The organism is Paludibacter sp. 221 (assembly GCF_010501035.1).
Lineage (GTDB): Bacteria > Bacteroidota > Bacteroidia > Bacteroidales > Paludibacteraceae > QVMH01.
In genome coordinates this window covers 1-17,204 of record NZ_QVMH01000038.1, presented here as the reverse complement: position 1 = coordinate 17,204, position 17,204 = coordinate 1, and the positions used below count along the sequence as shown (strand labels likewise).

The window sequence follows — 17,204 nt, the reverse complement described above, 5'->3', positions numbered from 1 at the left end:
ACTTGCAAAGATAAAGCTAAGAAATGAAGGTTTGGCGCTATAAACTAATTATTTTTCATTAATTTTGCTTACTGATAAAAAATTGTAAAATTCAAAAACAGTTTCTTAGTAAGCACGAATATGAAAAAATTAATCCTGATTTGTATGGCAAGTACATTATTGATTGCATGTGGGAACAATGGAAATAAGTCCACTACTCCCGGCGTTGAAGAATTTAAATATATTGTTGATAAGTTTGAAGATGTAGAAATACTGCGTTACCGTGTACCCGGTTTCGAAAACCTGACACTCAAGCAGAAAGAGCTTGTTTATTACCTTTCGCAGGCAGCTATCGAAGGGCGTGACATTCTTTACGACCAAAACGGCAAACACAATTTATGTATCCGCCGTACACTGGAAGCCGTATATCTCAATTACGATGGTGACAGGAATTCGAATGAGTTTGTACATCTGACTAACTATCTGAAACAAGTATGGATGGGAAACGGTATTCATCATCATTATTCGGCCGATAAGTTCACACCTAAATTCTCCGAAAGTTTCTTTGCAGAGGCAATAAATAGTGTTGATACGGAAAAACTTCCGTTGCTACATGGAGAAACACCCGAAATGTTGATAAAAAAATTAACCCCTGTTATATTCGACCCCACCGTGCTGCCTAAGCGCGTCAACCAAACTCAGGGAGAAGACCTGATTACCACTTCGGCAAACAACTACTACGAAGGCGTAACACAAGCCGAAGCCGAAGGGTTTTATGATGCAATGAAAGACCCCGACGACAATACTCCTATTGCATACGGTTTGAATAGCAAGCTGGTAAAGGAAGATGGAGTAATTAAAGAAAAGGTGTATAAGGTAGGAGGCTTGTACAGCCCTGCTATTGAGAGAATAGTACACTGGCTCAAGAAAGCATCCGAAGTTGCCGAAAACACTCAGCAAAAAGCCGTAATCGACTCTTTAATTGAATTTTACACAACAGGAGACTTGAAAACCTACGATGATTATTCGATTAAGTGGGTACAGGACGTACACTCGTTGGTCGATTTTGTAAATGGCTTTACCGAATCGTATGGCGACCCGCTGGGAATGAAAGCAAGTTGGGAGTCTATCGTGAATTTTAAAAATACGGAAGCAACCAAGCGTACCGAAGTTATAAGCAGCAACGCACAATGGTTTGAAGACCATTCTCCTATCGAGCCTCGTTTCAGAAAGGAAAAGGTAAAAGGCGTATCAGCCAAAGTTATTACTGCCGCTATGCTGGGAGGCGACTGTTACCCTGCAAGCCCGCTGGGAATTAATCTGCCAAACTCCAACTGGATAAGGCGTGATTATGGTTCAAAATCAGTTACCATCGAAAACATTGCCGAGGCATACAACCGTGCATCGTTAGGCAATGGATTTGCCGAAGAATTTATGTGGAGCAATGTAGAACGCGAACAGGCTAAAAAATACAGCGCCCTGACTGATAATCTGCATACCGACCTGCACGAGTGTCTTGGTCACGGCTCAGGGAAACTATTACCTGGGGTTGACCCCGATGCTCTGAAAGCCTATGGCTCACCTATAGAAGAAGCACGTGCCGACTTGTTCGGGCTATATTTCATGGCCGACCCCATTATGGTAAAATTAGGTTTACTACCCGACACCGAAGCATATAAGGCCCAATACTATCAATACGTTATGAACGGACTGATGACTCAGCTTGTACGCATACAGCCCGGTAAAGATATTGAGCAAGCACACATGCGCAACCGCCAGTTGATAGCATCGTGGGTATATGAAAAAGGAAATCCGGATAATGTAATCGAATTAGCTGTAAAAGACGGAAAACACTATGTAAAGATTAATGACTATGAAAAACTTCAGGGCTTGTTCGGGCAACTGCTTGCTGAGATTCAGGAAATAAAATCAACAGGCGATTTCGATGGTGCACGTCATCTTATCGAAACGTATGCGGTAAAAGTAAATCAGCCTTTACATACAGAAATTCTGGAGCGTTACAAAAAACTAAACCTAACGCCCTATCGCGGGTTTATAAATCCATCGTACACACCTGTAACAGATAAAAAAGGTAAAATTACAGACATCTGTATTAATTACGAAGAGGACTACTTAAAACAGAACATAAGATATTCGCAAGAATTTTCTACTTTACCTATTTATAACTAAAAACAATTTTAGACTGCTCTATAGTTTAAAAAAGGTTACTGATTTTAGTAACCTTTTTTTAATTATCTTTATTTTTTCACTGAGCTTACAAGCAACATCATGGGGCGGCGTAGCTCGTCTTTCATTTCCGCTTGTTTGTCACATTTCCAATCGCCGTAGAGCCTCTTTAGTATCTTCGCTACTGCCAAACCCCGTAAAGCGCATATACCCCTCGCCAGCCTTGCCAAACACTATGCCGGGAGTTCCGGCTATAGCATAAGTGTACAGCAAATGCATAAAATATTTCATCGAAGGTTGACCATCAGGAATTTTAAACCACACATAAGGCGAATGTTCACCGCCAAATACTTTCAATCCTTTCCTGAGCAACTCACACCGGATAAAAGCAGCATTATTCAAATAATAATCCACAAGTTCTTTTACTTCTTTCTTGCCTTTTCGTGAGTATATAGCCTCCGCACCTCTTTGCACAATATAAGGAACACCATTGTTGTAATTGGCATTGCGCCTGCTCCATAAATTGATAAACGGGATACTTTCGCCTGTGAGGGTATAAGCATTCAGTTCCGAAGGGCAAACCGTATATCCACAGCGTAAGCCTGTAAATCCTGCTATTTTAGAGTAACTGCGTACTTCTATGGCTACTTTCTTTGCTCCCTTTATTTCATATATACTAAGAGGAATATCAGAGTTGTTTACATACGAGTAATATGCTCCATCGTACACTATTATGCTTTTATTTTCGATTGCATAATCTACCCACTTTTTCAACTCTGTTCTGTCCATCGCCACTCCGGTAGGGTTGCTGGGGTTGCACAGGTAAATAATATCAACCCTTTCTTTTGGCAGTTCGGGAATAAAACCATTCGCTTCGCTGCAATGCAAATATACTATATTGCTCCACTCCCCTTCCTCATTCAGGTTTCCGGCTCTGCCACTCATGATAGTTGCATTCTCATAAACCGGATACACCGGAGCCGCAATGGCAATTATATTATCGCGCCCCAACACATGGCCTATATTTCCTAAGTCGGATTTTGCACCGTTATTCACAAATATGCTTTCCTTTTCCAACGACACTCCGATGGAGCGGTATTCTTTAAGTGTTTTTTCTATCAGGAAATCATACCCCTGTGGAGGACTATAGCCCCGAAAGGTATCTTGATGAGCCATTTCGTCTACTGCCTTGTGCAGGGCTGCAATTACTTCATCAGGCAGCGGGCGTGTTACATCGCCAACACCTAATCGGAGTAATTTTTTATCGGGATGGAGAATTTTATAGGCGTTGATACTTTTTTCGATATCATCGAAGCAATAAACTTCCGGAGTTTTTAAATAATTCTCGTTTGCTAATGCCATTATTGAAGGAGTATAGGTCTGAAAAACAGATATGCAAAAGTATGGTTTTCTGGCGGAAAAGCGAACAAAACAATTAAAAAAGTACAAATAAAAATCCTCTGAAAAACTTAATTTTCAGAGGATAGTCTTATTGTTATGTATATCTTATCAGAGTATGCGTGGCAAATCTAATATATCCTGCTTATTGACAGCAGGCTGAGACACGACCTCTATACCGCCCGAAGTGGTTTTTATTTCGACTGAGAATGTAGGCGATGCTCCGATTTTACGTACAATTGCTTTCTGGCTCTTTAGGCTTTCGCTCTTACTATTCAGATAAATAGTACCCGATGTGGAATGTGCGTCAAAATAGTAAGACAAATCATCGGGAATGTATAGTGAAACCTTTCCACTTGTCGATTTTATAAACATATCACCGTCTACATACCCATAGTTAGCGCTTATTCTTCCCGATGTCGATTTCAGGTTGGCCGAACCATATGCCTGCTCTATTGCAATTCTTCCGCTCGACGTGCTTGCTATTACTTTTCCATAACCTCTACCTAAAACAATACTTCCGCTATTGCTTTTAGCATTAAGTGTTTCACTGCGGAAATTATCAATCTGAATCGACCCGCTGGTAGTGCCTACATCGAGCTTCTCTCCTTTCAGGCTTTCTACCTCAATTCTGCCACTTGTCGATTTCAGATACACATTTCCTTCTATTTGGTCAGTTTCAATTCTGCCACTGGTTGTTCTTATAGCAACATTGGGAGCCGATACATTTCTTACTTTTACCGAACCGCTTGCACTGGTTATATTACAGGAACGGGCAACAATATCCATATTAACAATAATACGTCCGCTTACTGTTGAAATATCCAGATTTCCGTTAAAAGCTTTAGGCAAATACACTTCTGCTTTACAGCTCAACCACGTTGCCCATTGGCGGTCGCCGTTTTTAATCTGTACGGAATTATCCGAAGCATTTATCACCGCAAAATAATCACTGTTGTTACGGTTCATATATTCTTTAAGAATCAATTCATTTGTCGGGCTCTCGTAAAAACAAACTTCATCCGCAGTATAACTGACACTCAAACGTTCTATTGATTCCACATCAATCACCTGTGTGTTTACCAGTGACCTTGCGAATGAAAAACTACATAAAACGGTGCTTATTGCAACCAAGCATATCAGATAAATCATTTTTTGCATGTTCATAATTATTTAGGGTTAATTATTCTCACTTACAGATACCGGTTTCGCTCCTTTTTTACTGCGGAATATGGTAATCACTATTCCTACCACGAATGTAAGGCTCACCCAAATCCAAAAACGCACCTGAGGCTCGCCCTCTTTCATTATCAAAATCGGCATCAGAGGAATAAAGGCATTTGCAAGTCCATGTATATACAGTCCCGCCAGAGGTCTATTTCCTGAAAGCTGGAGTACCCACGAAAAGATAAACGAATACCCTACTGTAAGTAAAACGAAACCTCCGAAGTTCATATACATCTGGCTGGTGTCCTGAACAAACCACAATGGCAGATGCCACACAGCCCAGATAACTCCAAGTACTACATTCGCTTTCCACATTCCCATGCTGCTCTCCATACGCGGAAGTGCATAGCCCCGCCATCCGAACTCTTCCTGTCCTCCTCCGAAAAATATCATTATTAAAAGATAGGGCACGAAAATAGACACAGAAGGAAGCAACATATACAATCTTTCTTCACCAAATGCCTCAGGCAATAACCATGCAATGCAAGTGATACCTCCTAAAATAACCACCGGAATAACGTATGCTTTCCAGCCCCAGCGTAAATCAACAAATGTTTTTAAATACTTCTTTCCTGCTCCTTTACCAAACTCACTACGTAGTGCGCTTAATGCTCCAACCAATGGGCCGAATGCTCCAATGCTCACTAACGGAAGTTTTAAGTTTGAAAGCATATTTGCAGGCATTGGAATTATATTGTATCCGGCCAATATAAGTACGAGCCAAAATACCCAACTCCAAATAAAAGCTACTATAAAAAAACGATAAAGAAATTTATTATTGCCCATACATCAATATTTAGAATTGTTTAAACTACAAGGATGTATTTCAGAAAGTATGCTGTTATAAATATTTAGCTATCAATGCAAAAACCTTAGTAATTGTGACAGAGACCAATATCCTCAACCTTATTACCTTATTTCTCTGTTATTCAATAAGCTAATAAGGTTTAGCTTTACGAGATATTGAGGTTACTAAGGTTTGTTTCTGAAAATAAGGTTTCATTGTCAGACTAATCTGCTGATAAAAAATGCTATATCAGCATACTCTTTAAAACACCTGCCATTATTGTACCGGAATAACCCGGGAGCCACCTGAAGTCCCTACATGCACGCCTGGAGCTCCTTTGTAACGTAATACCGAACCACCTGACATTTCTCCTGAAATATAATCTCTGACCGACACCTCTGCTTTGGCCCCTCCACTCATTTGGGCGTATAATTCTATCACTTCCAAATTATAAGCCTCTGTGTTTCCACCGCCTGATACATTCAAATCTACAATATCGGCATATCCTTCCAGTTCCAACCGGCTTCCTCCGGAGGATTTCGCATCCAGATATTCACAGTCGATTAACAAATCGGCTTTACCACCTCCGGCTAAATTAAGCTCTAATTCCTTGCACTCTACTTTTCCGTAATTTTCGCATACAAACTTAGCACCGCCTGAGCCTTGCAACAGCATCTTACTTGCAACCAAAGGATTAGGAATATAAACATTAGAGCCTCCTGCGGCATCTACCGAACTGATATATTCTGCTGTTACATATATCTTTATGCGGCTGTTTCCCCCGAAAGAAACATGGTTGCTCGGACGTACAATCAAGCAGTTGTTGCGTACATAAGTTTCCACATGGTCTATAATGTTTTCATAAGTTTCGACTACTACATCCTGAACGCCGTTCGAAACAATTAATTGTATTCCAGCACTTACCGATACTTTGTCGAAAGAATTGACCTCGCGTGTTTCAGAAACAATGCTTCCACTGGGGAATATAGTATTTATTGTAATACATGCGCTAAAGGCAAATATAGTTGCTATAAAGAAAATTATTTTTTTCATAATAACGAGTTTTTTAAATAATAAATTAAATAGTTACAAGAATTTTAGTTACAGGTTATAAGTCTTTTTTGAGAACAGTAACAATCGCATTCTTAACATACATTAGAATCTTACTCCTGCGGTAAATCCAATCCATGCATCCAGTTTGGTATCGTTTATTTGCGTATTATAAAGAGCTTTGTAAGGTGCGCTTAAGTAAGGAGTAGCATCGTCTGAGCGGTGCTGGATAAGCAAGTTTGCTGTAGGGCCTGCAAATACTTTGAACCGGCGGGCAATTCTAAAGTCCAATAAGGGGCGAATTTGCACCAAACCGGTATAAAAGTTATAATTATGGCTTGTAGGTTTATACATATTATGGTGCATAAGTTCCAGATTAAGCCCTAACCATGATGTAAATCTAAATCCCGTTCCCAATCCGAATCCGGCCGACCATAAAGATTCAGAATAATTCCAGCCTGCTGAAAAAATGGTATAGAAGCGGTAAGTTCCCGAACGGAAAGTAGCTGCTGTCTGGATAAATTCTCCTGCTTCTATTCCAAAGTCAGACAATCCACCGCGTTTTACTATATTAATCAATCCAACAGGAACTCCGTCGGCAGTGTCGCGCACATTGATAACACCTAACTGGAAACCGCCTTTACCTGTTATGTTTACACATGCAATCTGGCAGGCCGATTCCTTGGCAATATTTACTCCTCCGGTAATCTGGCAACCGGCTTTTTGTGCTATGTTGACACCCGCACTTCCCTGGAATCCGGCTTTTTTCGCAATATTTATACCACCCGTGAGCTGGCAGGACGATTCTTCGGCCATATTAAGCCCTGCACTACCTTGAAAAAAAGATTTCTGAGCCACGTTAATACCTCCGGTCAACTGTACGCCCGCTTCTTTTGCCATGTTTACTCCCGCACCGGCTTGTATAGTTCCAAACTCTGCTACGTTTACTCCACCTGTAAACTGAGCTGCTTTTCCTGCATTGGCATAGTTGAATGCCGAAGAAAATTGTAATACATTGCTATTCTCTTTACTTGCAAAATCGTATCCCGCAAGGTTAAAAGCCCCTGCAAGCTGAAGCCCGCGTGCGCTGTATTTGTTTACATTGAACATGCTTCCCAATTCCAACCCGTTGCTTCTTCCGGTTACACCACCTATCAGGTTAAGCGATACATCATAACTGTTTTCTATGGATTGCGTAAAATCGGTTCCTAATGGATAAATAAATGAAAATTGAAATGGTTTTGATTGCCCGCGCTCAGTCTCGGTAGTATATACATATTGAGAATTTTCTGATTGCGGAGCTTGTGCTTCCTGAGCATTAAGTTGACTTGTCATTGATGCAGCTAATATTAGCATTGCTGTTGCATACTTCTTCATTGTTTTTTCGTTTTTTAAGTTTACACAATTATGACAGTCGCCAACATAAATACCTGTATGCTCATACGATATTTTTTTTAAATTATTTTTATTATCATTGATAACCAGCGGTTTATATTCATCGTTTTTATTAATATTTTCTAAAGGAATAAAGTCTTTTTTATTGTTTGATTCATTTTCCGATTCAATATTTTCAATCTGTTTAGCGTGAAGGATAATGTGTTTATCCTTTTTCTTGAAGCAAACATCGGGAGGTAATACTGTGGATAAAACCTCGGATAAGGTTTTATTTTGCAGGTCGAACGAAACTGATTTCGTTCCGTCCAATAATTGTGGATTGTATGCAAACCGATAGCCGGTTTGCTGTGTGATGGCGTTCAATACTTCCTTATAACCGGCATCGTGGAGGTGGATTGAGATGTTTCGTTCATCATTTATCGCCGACAGGGGAAGAGAAACAAGAAAAAAAACAAATACAGATATCCTCATAAGAATATACTTTTTAATGCTATTCATGCTATCTTTATTTTACAGTCATCCATTTTTCAGCTAATTCATAAATATGTTTTTTAAGGGGCTTTGCCCCTGCAACCCCACTTCATTTTTGCCTTGATGCAAAAACGAAGCAAAAAAATCAAGACTGTGCCCGCTTCACACGAAAAATTAGCGTTTGACGGCTAAAATCTTCCAAACTCACTCCTCACGTCGTTCAAACAGGGAAGATTTTTTAACGCCGTCTGCTCTTATTTTTCGGCTCACCGGACAAGGTCAAGGTGAAGAAAATATAGTTCAAGCATTAAAAACGGATAATCATTTTGTTTTTTAATTCATAACAAAAGAAACTAAAACAAATCAGGGATATTTTAACTCAATATTTCCTGCGGTGGTTATTAAATTTACATTCAACTTCGGTGTTTCTCCCACCTGTTGGTTCAGCATTTTTACATTGTCTGTTAGTTGGTTATCTATGTTCGTAGTAATCTTTCCGGACGATGAACTTGCACTTAACTGAAAAGAAGAGCTACGGGGTACAACCACCGATATCCGCCCGCTATAAGTTTTAACAAACAAATCATCATCCATTTCACTAAAACGTATCGTTACAGGGCTTGTTGTTGCAGATATGTCGGCCGAACCTTTCACATCATTCAGGTTAACAGCACCGCTGAATGTATTTACGTATAGCCTTCCGGCAGCATGATTAACATTTATTTTCCCAACCGTACTTTTTAATACGATATTTTCCGACTCTATATAAGATACATCAATAAGGGCACTCACGTTCGATATTTCTTTCACATCGCCATATACATTGCCCAGTTTTATAATTCCGGCAACGGAACTTACCGTAATGCTTCCTTCAAGGTCGTTGGTAGTTATTTTCCCCGACGCGCTTTTTAGTTCTATTTCATCTGTAAATACCGATTTTAAACTTACCAAGCCACTCACAGTAGAAATATAAAGCCCCTTTAGCTCCATATCCATTTCCGACTCTATACGTCCGTTGATATTTGTAATTTTCAAAATACCCTTGTACTTTTTCGGCACATACACTTCAATGTCCGAAGCATTTTTGAACCATGGGAAACGCTTTCCGCTTTTAATCTGGAGCGAACCATTGCTTTGCCGCATCCACGCAAAGTATTCTTCATCATTACGGCGGAGATGTTCTTTCAGAATCAGGTCGTCCGATTCGCTTTCGTATAGTGTTATATGGTCTATCGTATAATCTATCTCAACCGTATGAAAATTATCGACATTGAAAACCTGAATATTGATGTAGGGGATATCATTCTTATTTTCAAATTGCGAAGGGGTTGTTACTGATTTATTTTTCACCAATTCGCTCATCGTTTCATTCCTTTTTTCCGATGCGTCAATAGGGCTACGGCCTATTATTATATTCTGGTTTTGCGACGGTGGAATTTGATTCAACATCAGCATCCTCTCGTCGTCCAAAGATAATTCCCCGGCTTCCTGTTTGGGCAAAATAATAACATATTGATTAATTATCTTATAGGTAACACCCGCCGGAAGGATAATTTGTAATGTCTCGTCCAATGTTTTACCATTAAGGTAAACCGATACGCTCTTACCCGAATCTATTACCTGCGGATTGTAAGAAAACTTATATCCCGTTTGGTCGGCAATGGACGAGAGAATTTCAACAAAAGGCTGTTGATTGACATTCAGATTGATAAGCTTATCACTATGTTGGTCTTGTGCCTGTGCTTCAGCCACAGAAACAAAACAAGCAACTATACTTACGGCGATATAAATTATATACGGATAAAAAGAATTGCGGGTTTTCATTATTTCTTTTTAATTTTATGGATAAAATTACCTTCCAAAGTCCATATCTTAACTAAGTATATACCTTCGGAGAGATTACTCATATCTATTTCCGGCACATTGTTTTCCACATGCTTCATCACCTGCCCTTCTACATCGCATATTGTAACAGAAATGAACGGAATCTCCGATTGTATGTACAATATATCGTTTACAGGATTTGGGTATAATAGGAATGGTTGTTCAATACTCCCTTGCGGACTGCCGGTAGTGCCTTTAAGTTTTACCACCACCATACACGCATCCGAATAACTACCATCCTCTGTACTCACTGTAATAATAGCTTCACCCGCTTTCAATGCTGTAAGTTGTCCGTTTGCGACTGACACTACATTTTCATCACTACTCACCCATGTTATTTTTTTATTTGTAGCATTTTCGGGCAATACCGTTGCACTCAAAGTGTATGATTCATCTACAAAAATTTCCACATTATTTTCACTAAGCGCTACACTTTCTACCGGAATTGCAATGGTAAGGCTTGTTTGCGATACGGCATAATTCCATTTCCACACATCTTTAGTATATGTACGGCGGATGCGGATATATACCTCTCCTTCTACATTGCCACGAGGTTTTACAAACTCATAGTCTTTCTGTCCCGAAACATAATCAATATATTCAATCCATATAGTATCTCCGGTAAAATCTGCTTCGGCATAACATTCTATTTCAAACTGGTCGCCTGTTACGTAATCAGATGTAGCTTCGTCGTAATAAAGTTCCCAGTTTAATTCTATATTGCCGTCGTTATACTCAGCGTTAAGTGCCTTTATTTGCGGGTAGGCAGGCATTGTATAAGTAGCTTCCGGGGTATTCTTATCTTCTGCCTCATGCTTCAATATATAGTTTGTAGTTACAGCCGAGTTTTCGAAATTGAAAATATCAGTCATTACACCCGTTTTGGCAGACGGGGCATTGTCTATTTTATCGGCGGAAGATGTTTTATACAAATTAATACTACCTGATTCATCCTGTTTCAGATAATCTGTTTTTTCCCATACAACACTGATTTTACCATCTGCCAAATATCCGGCATGGGTGATTGATATAGGCGACAAGTCGCATGATGGAGCAGTTTTACTATACTTTATTCGCTTAGGGTTTCTTCCTATATCTACAATTGGCGTATTACTATCCCAATCGCCCAATGCCATACCCAAATCACAGTTAAAGTCTTTTATACCATAATTATCGTCGAAAAAATAATTGAGCGACAGAGTTGAAAAACTTAATTCCGCATCAAGTGTTTGATTTTCTTCTACATAAAAAGACTGACGGAAACGGTTTCTGGCTACTGACCCTCTGTAATTAGCGTTTGTCAACGACGCATAATAACTAAGCGTAACAGGTATGTTGGCCGATGCGCCCTTGTTCTCTATTTTGAACTTCATATATACCCTGTATCCGTCCTCTTTGTGATATTGGTCTCTCACACCGCAATTGGCCGAATTATATTCCATCCGTACATCATAAATGCGGTACGGCAGTGATTCTCCTTCCTCAAATGGCTCTAACCCGAAAATCGCCTCTTGACCCTCACTATAATTTACCCCTTGTGCTCCTTCCGAATCTAACAAAGTTATTTTGTACCATCCGTTATTACGGCCTCCCCACCCCCAGTTAAAGTAAAAAGTATCATCTTGCTTATAGCCGCTAACTACAAAAGAGTGGCCTGACCCCTGTGGCTTCTGTCCTCCATAAATTACGGGACGCTCAGCGTCAATCTCGTTTCTTATCCTACTTTTCCATTCATCAATAGAATAATACTCCGTATCCGAAACTATTCTTCTTCGGTATTCGGCTGGCTTAAATCCAAAATGTGAAAACAATGCGGATGGTACTGATAAATTAAGAGAGCCACTACTGTTATTGTATTGCATCCTTACACTTACCCCTACATCGTACAGGAAATCGCGCGTCAAATCGTTAGGAGCGTCCAGCGGCATGCCCTTTATATTGTAGGTTTTCTCTTCAAAATTCACACTTCTTACAATACCCTCATCTGTGTTTGTGCCATAGTCGGTGTATTCATAAGCCCCTTTTCCGTGCAGGTATTCAATATTGTTTTTCTCACTCCAGTATTTTACCACCTGCCCCATTGCAGTCGCCACACATCCGGCAGCCATGTTGCCTGTTTCAGGCGAAGTCCAAGTGCCATTCTGATGCCATTTAATACCGTTCATCAGGTCAGTACCGGGTGTGTATACGGTGTTATCGCTATTGTTATCCGTAAAAAAATCCTCCTGATTATTCAGCAGTTTAGTCCATCCCGTATGCCTTGTTACAGAAAGTCTTCGGGTTTTACTATTACTACCGGACATAATAGCGTTTATTTCTTCCCTCATCACGCTCATCCACCACTCGAATGTTGGATTCGTCTCGTCCGAAAACATACCATCGGCATAAGCTATTACGGGAGTTATCCGGTCGTCGCCCGACAGGATAACCCAGCTTGGTTGTGCCTTATTTTCTACAACATAATAATATACCGATTCATTATTAGTACAAACATCTATTATTTCAGCTTGTGGAAAAGACAGGGATTTTTGCTTTGTATTGCTTTTTGATTGCAAACTGAAAAAATTATTTGCAGCCGCAATTGCCTGTAACGAATCTACAGGAAGTGAAAACAACTCTAAATCGAAAGTTAAGGTGAGTAAAAAAATGGCAAGTATAATTTTTCTCATATAAAATCAGGGTATAAATGAGATGCGAAAAGATTGATTGAGGTTTTATGTTCTTTTGAATCAAGCATTTAAGCAATAAAAGATATTCTATTAAACCACAATAGAATGAAATACACTTTATAAGCTTCTTATATCATCAATAGGAAATAACAAATCCGTTGTTTTCGGCAGTGAATTTTAGTGATAAAGTTTCCGTTATTATCTGCAACACATTTTCTAACGATTCGTTTTTGTCAAAACTTACACTTATCTGCAAGTCTCTCAATGTAGAAGAAGACAGTGTTATATCCACACCATAGCGCATAGTCAATACATCGGCAACATCGCCGAGCGGTGTGGCATTAAATATTATTTCGTCCAACGTTTCTTCCATAGTTTCCAAAAAGCCAAACTCCTTTGTTTGTGAGTTGTAGTACGCTTTTTCATTCTCTCTCACACGTATTCCTGCGTTATCCAGCGTATAAAAAAGCACCTCTCCCTCTTCCACCTCTACCAGCACAGAGTGTTCTGTATCATAAGCGGTAACGGTAAAAACAGTTCCTATATCTTTGATAAAAGTTTCGCCGGCCAATACAGTCAGTTGCTTCTTTTCAGTTTGTTTCACCGTAAATACAGCCTTCCCTTTCAGCTCTACCTCATTTTTTTGCGCCGAAGAGTATTTTATTTCCGAATTTGAAGCAAGAAGAACTTCCGTATTTTCGAGCAATTCGTACTTCTCAGGAGCATTTAAAGTTGCTATCTGAATTATCTCATCCGGTTTGTTCAAAAAGACGAAAGTAAACACACCTACCAGCAATACAATACTTGCCGCCACCGCATAACGTAAAAGAGGAAGCCTTCTTTTAGGTTCTTTTTTAACAACCGTTTCTACATCATTGCTGTTTATATATGTGTTGAATTGGAGCAAGGCTTTTTCCATATTTGGCTTAGGCGTAGCCCCCATCGTCCCCATTTGTTGGTACAACATAGTCATCTTATCGAAATAAGCCTCATGCTCGGCCGACTGAGCCAGCCAACTATCAAGTTGACCCAACTCTTGCCGGGTAGCTTCTCCGCTAAAATAACGCGATAATAATATGTCTATTTCATCACTCATATTATTCCGATTTCGTCAACATCAACAATATTATTAATAAAGGAACATAATCTTTCAGTTGTTCTCTAAGTATCCGTAATGCCTTTACAATCTGGGTTTCTACCGTTGCCGGAGATATATTCATCTCCTTTGCAATCTCCGCATACGACAACTGTTCGAAGCGGCTTTTACTGAAAACCTCCCTGCACCTTGGAGGCAGGCTTTCTATCGCTTTTTCTATCTGCGTTTGAAGCTCGGTATGCAAAACCACATGCTCCGTATGATTTACCGAATCGCTACCACTATTATACGCAATATGAACAGCATGTTCCGAACGTATCTTTTGTTGCTTTACCTTGTTCAGGCAATTATTGTGAACCATCCGGTACAGGTACGACTTTATCGACGTATGTATAACAATGTCGGAACGCTGGTCCCAAAGTTTATAAAACGTACGCTGCACCATATCTTCCGCTTCAAACTGGTCATGCAATATACTGTATGCATAATTGTAAAGAGGAACATACCATGTACTGAAAAGCATTTCGTATGCCTTATGGCTTCCCGACCGTAAATCCTGTATGTTTATCGAATCGCTCAATAATTCATTCTTTTGTTCTACGGCACAAAGGTATATATTATTCCTCAATGATATGACAAACGAAATGAAAAACACCTGTATAGCAATTAATGGAAACTTTATTTTTTAACATTTCATTACCTCTAAAACAGATACCTGCTACCACACGAATACTTTGCGTGATAAAGCAAAGACATTCAAAAAAAAACAATTAGGAACGCCACGTCAAGATTTATCCGACAAGCGGCATAAAGCCGCTGTACGGGTCGATACCTGAAAATCAGTTGGCGTGTAGCGGCATAAAGTCCGCTTTACGCCTAAATTTAGTAATATATAATTTGGGAGGTAAAATAAGGGGAGGTGTTTTAAAAAGTATGCTCATGCCTGCGGTGTCCGACACATCGGACTGTTCCATATGAAAATCTGACTTTTCAAGTCAGCATACTTTTTAAAATATATCCAAATAAAGTACTTGATAAAAACCTTATTTTCAAAAAAACAACCTTAGTAGCTGATAATGCCTGACAATAATAACCTTATTACCTTATTTTAGGTGGCAATAATTTGATAGTAGTTAGACTGATTACTTTAGTTTAAGCGTCATAAGGCCGCTGTACGGGTCGATACCTGAAAAATCAGTTGGTGTGTAGCGGCTTAAAGTCCGCTTTACACCTAATCCCCCTCCGCTACCGCGCGAATCTTTCGCATGGTAAAGCGCAAAACATCCAAAAAGCAAAATAAGTCAATTATTCGATATTACAATTTGGGATGTAAAATAAACTACTTGATAAAAACCTCATTTTCTACCAATAACCTTAGTAACTGATACTGCCTCGACAATAATAACCTTATTACCTTATTTTGGGTGGCAATAATTTGATAGTAGACTTTGGGTTAAGCGGCATAAAGTCCGCTTTACGCCTAATTCCCCTCCGCTACCGCGCGAATCTTTCGCGTGGTAAAGCGGGAAGTTTCCCCCATAAACATCTGTAAACAAAAATTTCGAACGAAAATTTCTGTATATAAAAGAAAATCTATACTTTTGCCAAGCTAAAAAACGAGAAACTGTTTTGAACTTATTCGTAAAATTCAAAATAGTTTCTTAGATTAATAATAAACGAATAAACACAATACAATTATGTCGAAGCAAGTAAAGAACAAGCGCGATGAGTTTGAAAATGTTGAACATGCGTTAACTACATCAGAAGCATTTATCGAAAAATACCGTAAACAAATCCTGATTGGAGTTGGAGCCGTTGTTTTAGTAGTATTGGTAATCCTTTCTGTACGCAATTTTTACTTGAAACCGCGCGAAGTTTCGGCCGAAAACGAGATGTACAGAGCACAAACTTATTTCGCTGTCGATTCATTTTATGTAGCATTGAATGGCGATGGTTTGGACTGTATTGGTTTCAAAGAAATCGTTTCTGACTATGGTATGACTCCATCCGGAAACCTTGCGGCTGCTTATGCCGGTATATGTTATTACAAACTGAACGATTATCAAAATGCGATTAAATACTTATCTCAATTTGATGGAAAAGACACCTATCTTACTACATCGGTAGTGGGTATGATTGGCGATTGCTATGCCGAAACCGGAGATACAAACAAAGCAATAAGCCATTTCGAAAAAGCAAGTAGTCTGAAAAATGCCGTTATAAGCCCTATATATCTGAAAAAAGCGGGATTGGCATACGAATCGATTGGCGAAGCCGGAAAAGCAGAAAAATGCTATACCGAAATCAAAAACTCATACGCACAAAGTCAGGAGGCTTCTGATATAGATAAATATATCGCACGCGTTTCAAAATAGTATTTATTTGTTTTAATTGCCGGAACTGTCAAATTGTTGAAACGTTCATCTATAGTATTCAACGGTTTAACATTTTAGCGCATACACAACTAATAATATATGTCTACTCAAAACCTATCCGAATACGACGTACAAGGGATTCCCGCAAAGGAAATCCTGAGTAAACAAAAATATGCGATAGCAGTAGCCGACTGGAATCCTCAAGTTACACATGCTTTGCTTGATGGGGCGGTAAATTCGCTTGTCGAATGTGGAGTACAACAGTCGAACATAAAAATAGTACACGTACCGGGAACATTTGAACTTACTTACGCTGCTAAAAAACTGAGCCAGTCAGGTTCGTACGAGGCTGTTATTGTTTTAGGTTGCGTTATACAAGGTGAGACTCCCCACTTCAACTATGTTTGTCAGGGAGTAACCACCGGAATTACAAAATTAAACATAGATGGTAAGTGTCCTGTAATTTTTGGAGTGCTAACTACCAACACTTTACAGCAAGCTATCGACAGAGCAGGCGGAATACACGGCAATAAAGGCATCGAAGGTGGAATTACTGCAATAAAAATGGCCAATATTGTTTGGTAAATTCAATTTGATTTCATACCTTTGCACTGCTTTTAACGAAAAGCATTTGGGCAGTTACCAGAGTGGACAAATGGGGCTGACTGTAACTCAGCTGGCTACGC

13 protein-coding genes are annotated in these 17,204 nt (G+C 39.5%); 3 read left to right on the top strand and 10 right to left on the bottom strand.

Features of this window, described 5'->3' with window-relative positions; all coding sequences use genetic code 11:
* Positions 1-120: 120 nt before the first annotated feature.
* Entirely contained in the window at positions 121-2,169 is a 2,049-nt protein-coding gene (locus tag D0T49_RS09145) for a dihydrofolate reductase (RefSeq protein WP_163630595.1), read from the top strand.
* A 138-nt stretch (positions 2,170-2,307) separates the two neighbouring features.
* Here D0T49_RS09145 and D0T49_RS09140 read toward each other — a convergent pair whose 3' ends face one another.
* The 10 genes from D0T49_RS09140 to D0T49_RS09095 form a co-directional block, all read right to left on the bottom strand.
* The gene (locus D0T49_RS09140) at positions 2,308-3,528 is read right to left on the bottom strand and encodes an LL-diaminopimelate aminotransferase (RefSeq protein WP_163630593.1); all 1,221 of its coding nucleotides are present in this window, start codon (positions 3,526-3,528) and stop codon (positions 2,308-2,310) included.
* 147 nt (positions 3,529-3,675) lie between these two features.
* Positions 3,676-4,725, bottom strand: coding sequence for a DUF4097 family beta strand repeat-containing protein (locus tag D0T49_RS09135; RefSeq protein ID WP_163630591.1), 1,050 nt, complete (start codon positions 4,723-4,725; stop codon positions 3,676-3,678).
* Between the two features lie 18 nt (positions 4,726-4,743).
* Positions 4,744-5,577 carry a CPBP family intramembrane glutamic endopeptidase gene (locus D0T49_RS09130; protein WP_163630589.1) on the bottom strand — a complete coding sequence of 278 codons (834 nt, stop codon included), beginning with the start codon at positions 5,575-5,577 and terminating at the stop codon, positions 4,744-4,746.
* Between the two features lie 277 nt (positions 5,578-5,854).
* The gene (locus D0T49_RS09125; RefSeq protein ID WP_163630587.1) at positions 5,855-6,631 is read right to left on the bottom strand and encodes a head GIN domain-containing protein; all 777 of its coding nucleotides are present in this window, start codon (positions 6,629-6,631) and stop codon (positions 5,855-5,857) included.
* 102 nt (positions 6,632-6,733) lie between these two features.
* Positions 6,734-8,494, bottom strand: a complete 1,761-nt coding sequence (locus D0T49_RS09120) for an STN domain-containing protein (protein ID WP_163630585.1) — start codon at positions 8,492-8,494, stop codon at positions 6,734-6,736.
* A 363-nt stretch (positions 8,495-8,857) separates the two neighbouring features.
* The gene (locus D0T49_RS09115) at positions 8,858-10,318 is read right to left on the bottom strand and encodes a DUF4097 family beta strand repeat-containing protein (protein WP_163630583.1); all 1,461 of its coding nucleotides are present in this window, start codon (positions 10,316-10,318) and stop codon (positions 8,858-8,860) included.
* Complete coding sequence (locus tag D0T49_RS09110; RefSeq protein ID WP_163630581.1) at positions 10,318-13,047, bottom strand: C10 family peptidase; 2,730 nt, start codon at positions 13,045-13,047, stop codon at positions 10,318-10,320. The genes D0T49_RS09115 and D0T49_RS09110 overlap by 1 nt, the downstream gene beginning before the upstream one ends.
* A 136-nt stretch (positions 13,048-13,183) precedes the next feature.
* Complete coding sequence (locus tag D0T49_RS09105) at positions 13,184-14,143, bottom strand: FecR family protein (RefSeq protein ID WP_163630579.1); 960 nt, start codon at positions 14,141-14,143, stop codon at positions 13,184-13,186.
* Position 14,144: 1 nt separating this feature from the next.
* Positions 14,145-14,771 carry an RNA polymerase sigma-70 factor gene (locus D0T49_RS09100; RefSeq protein WP_239057052.1) on the bottom strand — a complete coding sequence of 209 codons (627 nt, stop codon included), beginning with the start codon at positions 14,769-14,771 and terminating at the stop codon, positions 14,145-14,147.
* Between the two features lie 514 nt (positions 14,772-15,285).
* Positions 15,286-15,438, bottom strand: coding sequence for a hypothetical protein (locus D0T49_RS09095; RefSeq protein ID WP_163630577.1), 153 nt, complete (start codon positions 15,436-15,438; stop codon positions 15,286-15,288).
* Between the two features lie 402 nt (positions 15,439-15,840).
* Between D0T49_RS09095 and D0T49_RS09090 the strand changes: the two genes are divergently transcribed.
* Positions 15,841-16,518 (top strand): tol-pal system YbgF family protein, encoded by a 678-nt coding sequence (locus D0T49_RS09090; protein WP_163630575.1) that lies wholly within the window; start codon positions 15,841-15,843, stop codon positions 16,516-16,518.
* 99 nt (positions 16,519-16,617) lie between these two features.
* Positions 16,618-17,103, top strand: coding sequence for a 6,7-dimethyl-8-ribityllumazine synthase (ribH, locus tag D0T49_RS09085; protein ID WP_163630573.1), 486 nt, complete (start codon positions 16,618-16,620; stop codon positions 17,101-17,103).
* Positions 17,104-17,204 lie beyond the last annotated feature (101 nt).

What these genes read in the sequence shown, in the direction of transcription:
- D0T49_RS09145 (WP_163630595.1), top strand. Translation starts at nt 121, where the DNA reads ATGAAAAAATTAATCCTGATTTGTATGGCAAGTACATTATTGATTGCA.
- D0T49_RS09140 (WP_163630593.1), bottom strand. Translation starts at nt 3,528, where the DNA reads ATGGCATTAGCAAACGAGAATTATTTAAAAACTCCGGAAGTTTATTGC.
- D0T49_RS09135 (WP_163630591.1), bottom strand. Translation starts at nt 4,725, where the DNA reads ATGCAAAAAATGATTTATCTGATATGCTTGGTTGCAATAAGCACCGTT.
- D0T49_RS09130 (WP_163630589.1), bottom strand. Translation starts at nt 5,577, where the DNA reads ATGGGCAATAATAAATTTCTTTATCGTTTTTTTATAGTAGCTTTTATT.
- D0T49_RS09125 (WP_163630587.1), bottom strand. Translation starts at nt 6,631, where the DNA reads ATGAAAAAAATAATTTTCTTTATAGCAACTATATTTGCCTTTAGCGCA.
- D0T49_RS09120 (WP_163630585.1), bottom strand. Translation starts at nt 8,494, where the DNA reads ATGAGGATATCTGTATTTGTTTTTTTTCTTGTTTCTCTTCCCCTGTCG.
- D0T49_RS09115 (WP_163630583.1), bottom strand. Translation starts at nt 10,318, where the DNA reads ATGAAAACCCGCAATTCTTTTTATCCGTATATAATTTATATCGCCGTA.
- D0T49_RS09110 (WP_163630581.1), bottom strand. Translation starts at nt 13,047, where the DNA reads ATGAGAAAAATTATACTTGCCATTTTTTTACTCACCTTAACTTTCGAT.
- D0T49_RS09105 (WP_163630579.1), bottom strand. Translation starts at nt 14,143, where the DNA reads ATGAGTGATGAAATAGACATATTATTATCGCGTTATTTTAGCGGAGAA.
- D0T49_RS09090 (WP_163630575.1), top strand. Translation starts at nt 15,841, where the DNA reads ATGTCGAAGCAAGTAAAGAACAAGCGCGATGAGTTTGAAAATGTTGAA.
- ribH (WP_163630573.1), top strand. Translation starts at nt 16,618, where the DNA reads ATGTCTACTCAAAACCTATCCGAATACGACGTACAAGGGATTCCCGCA.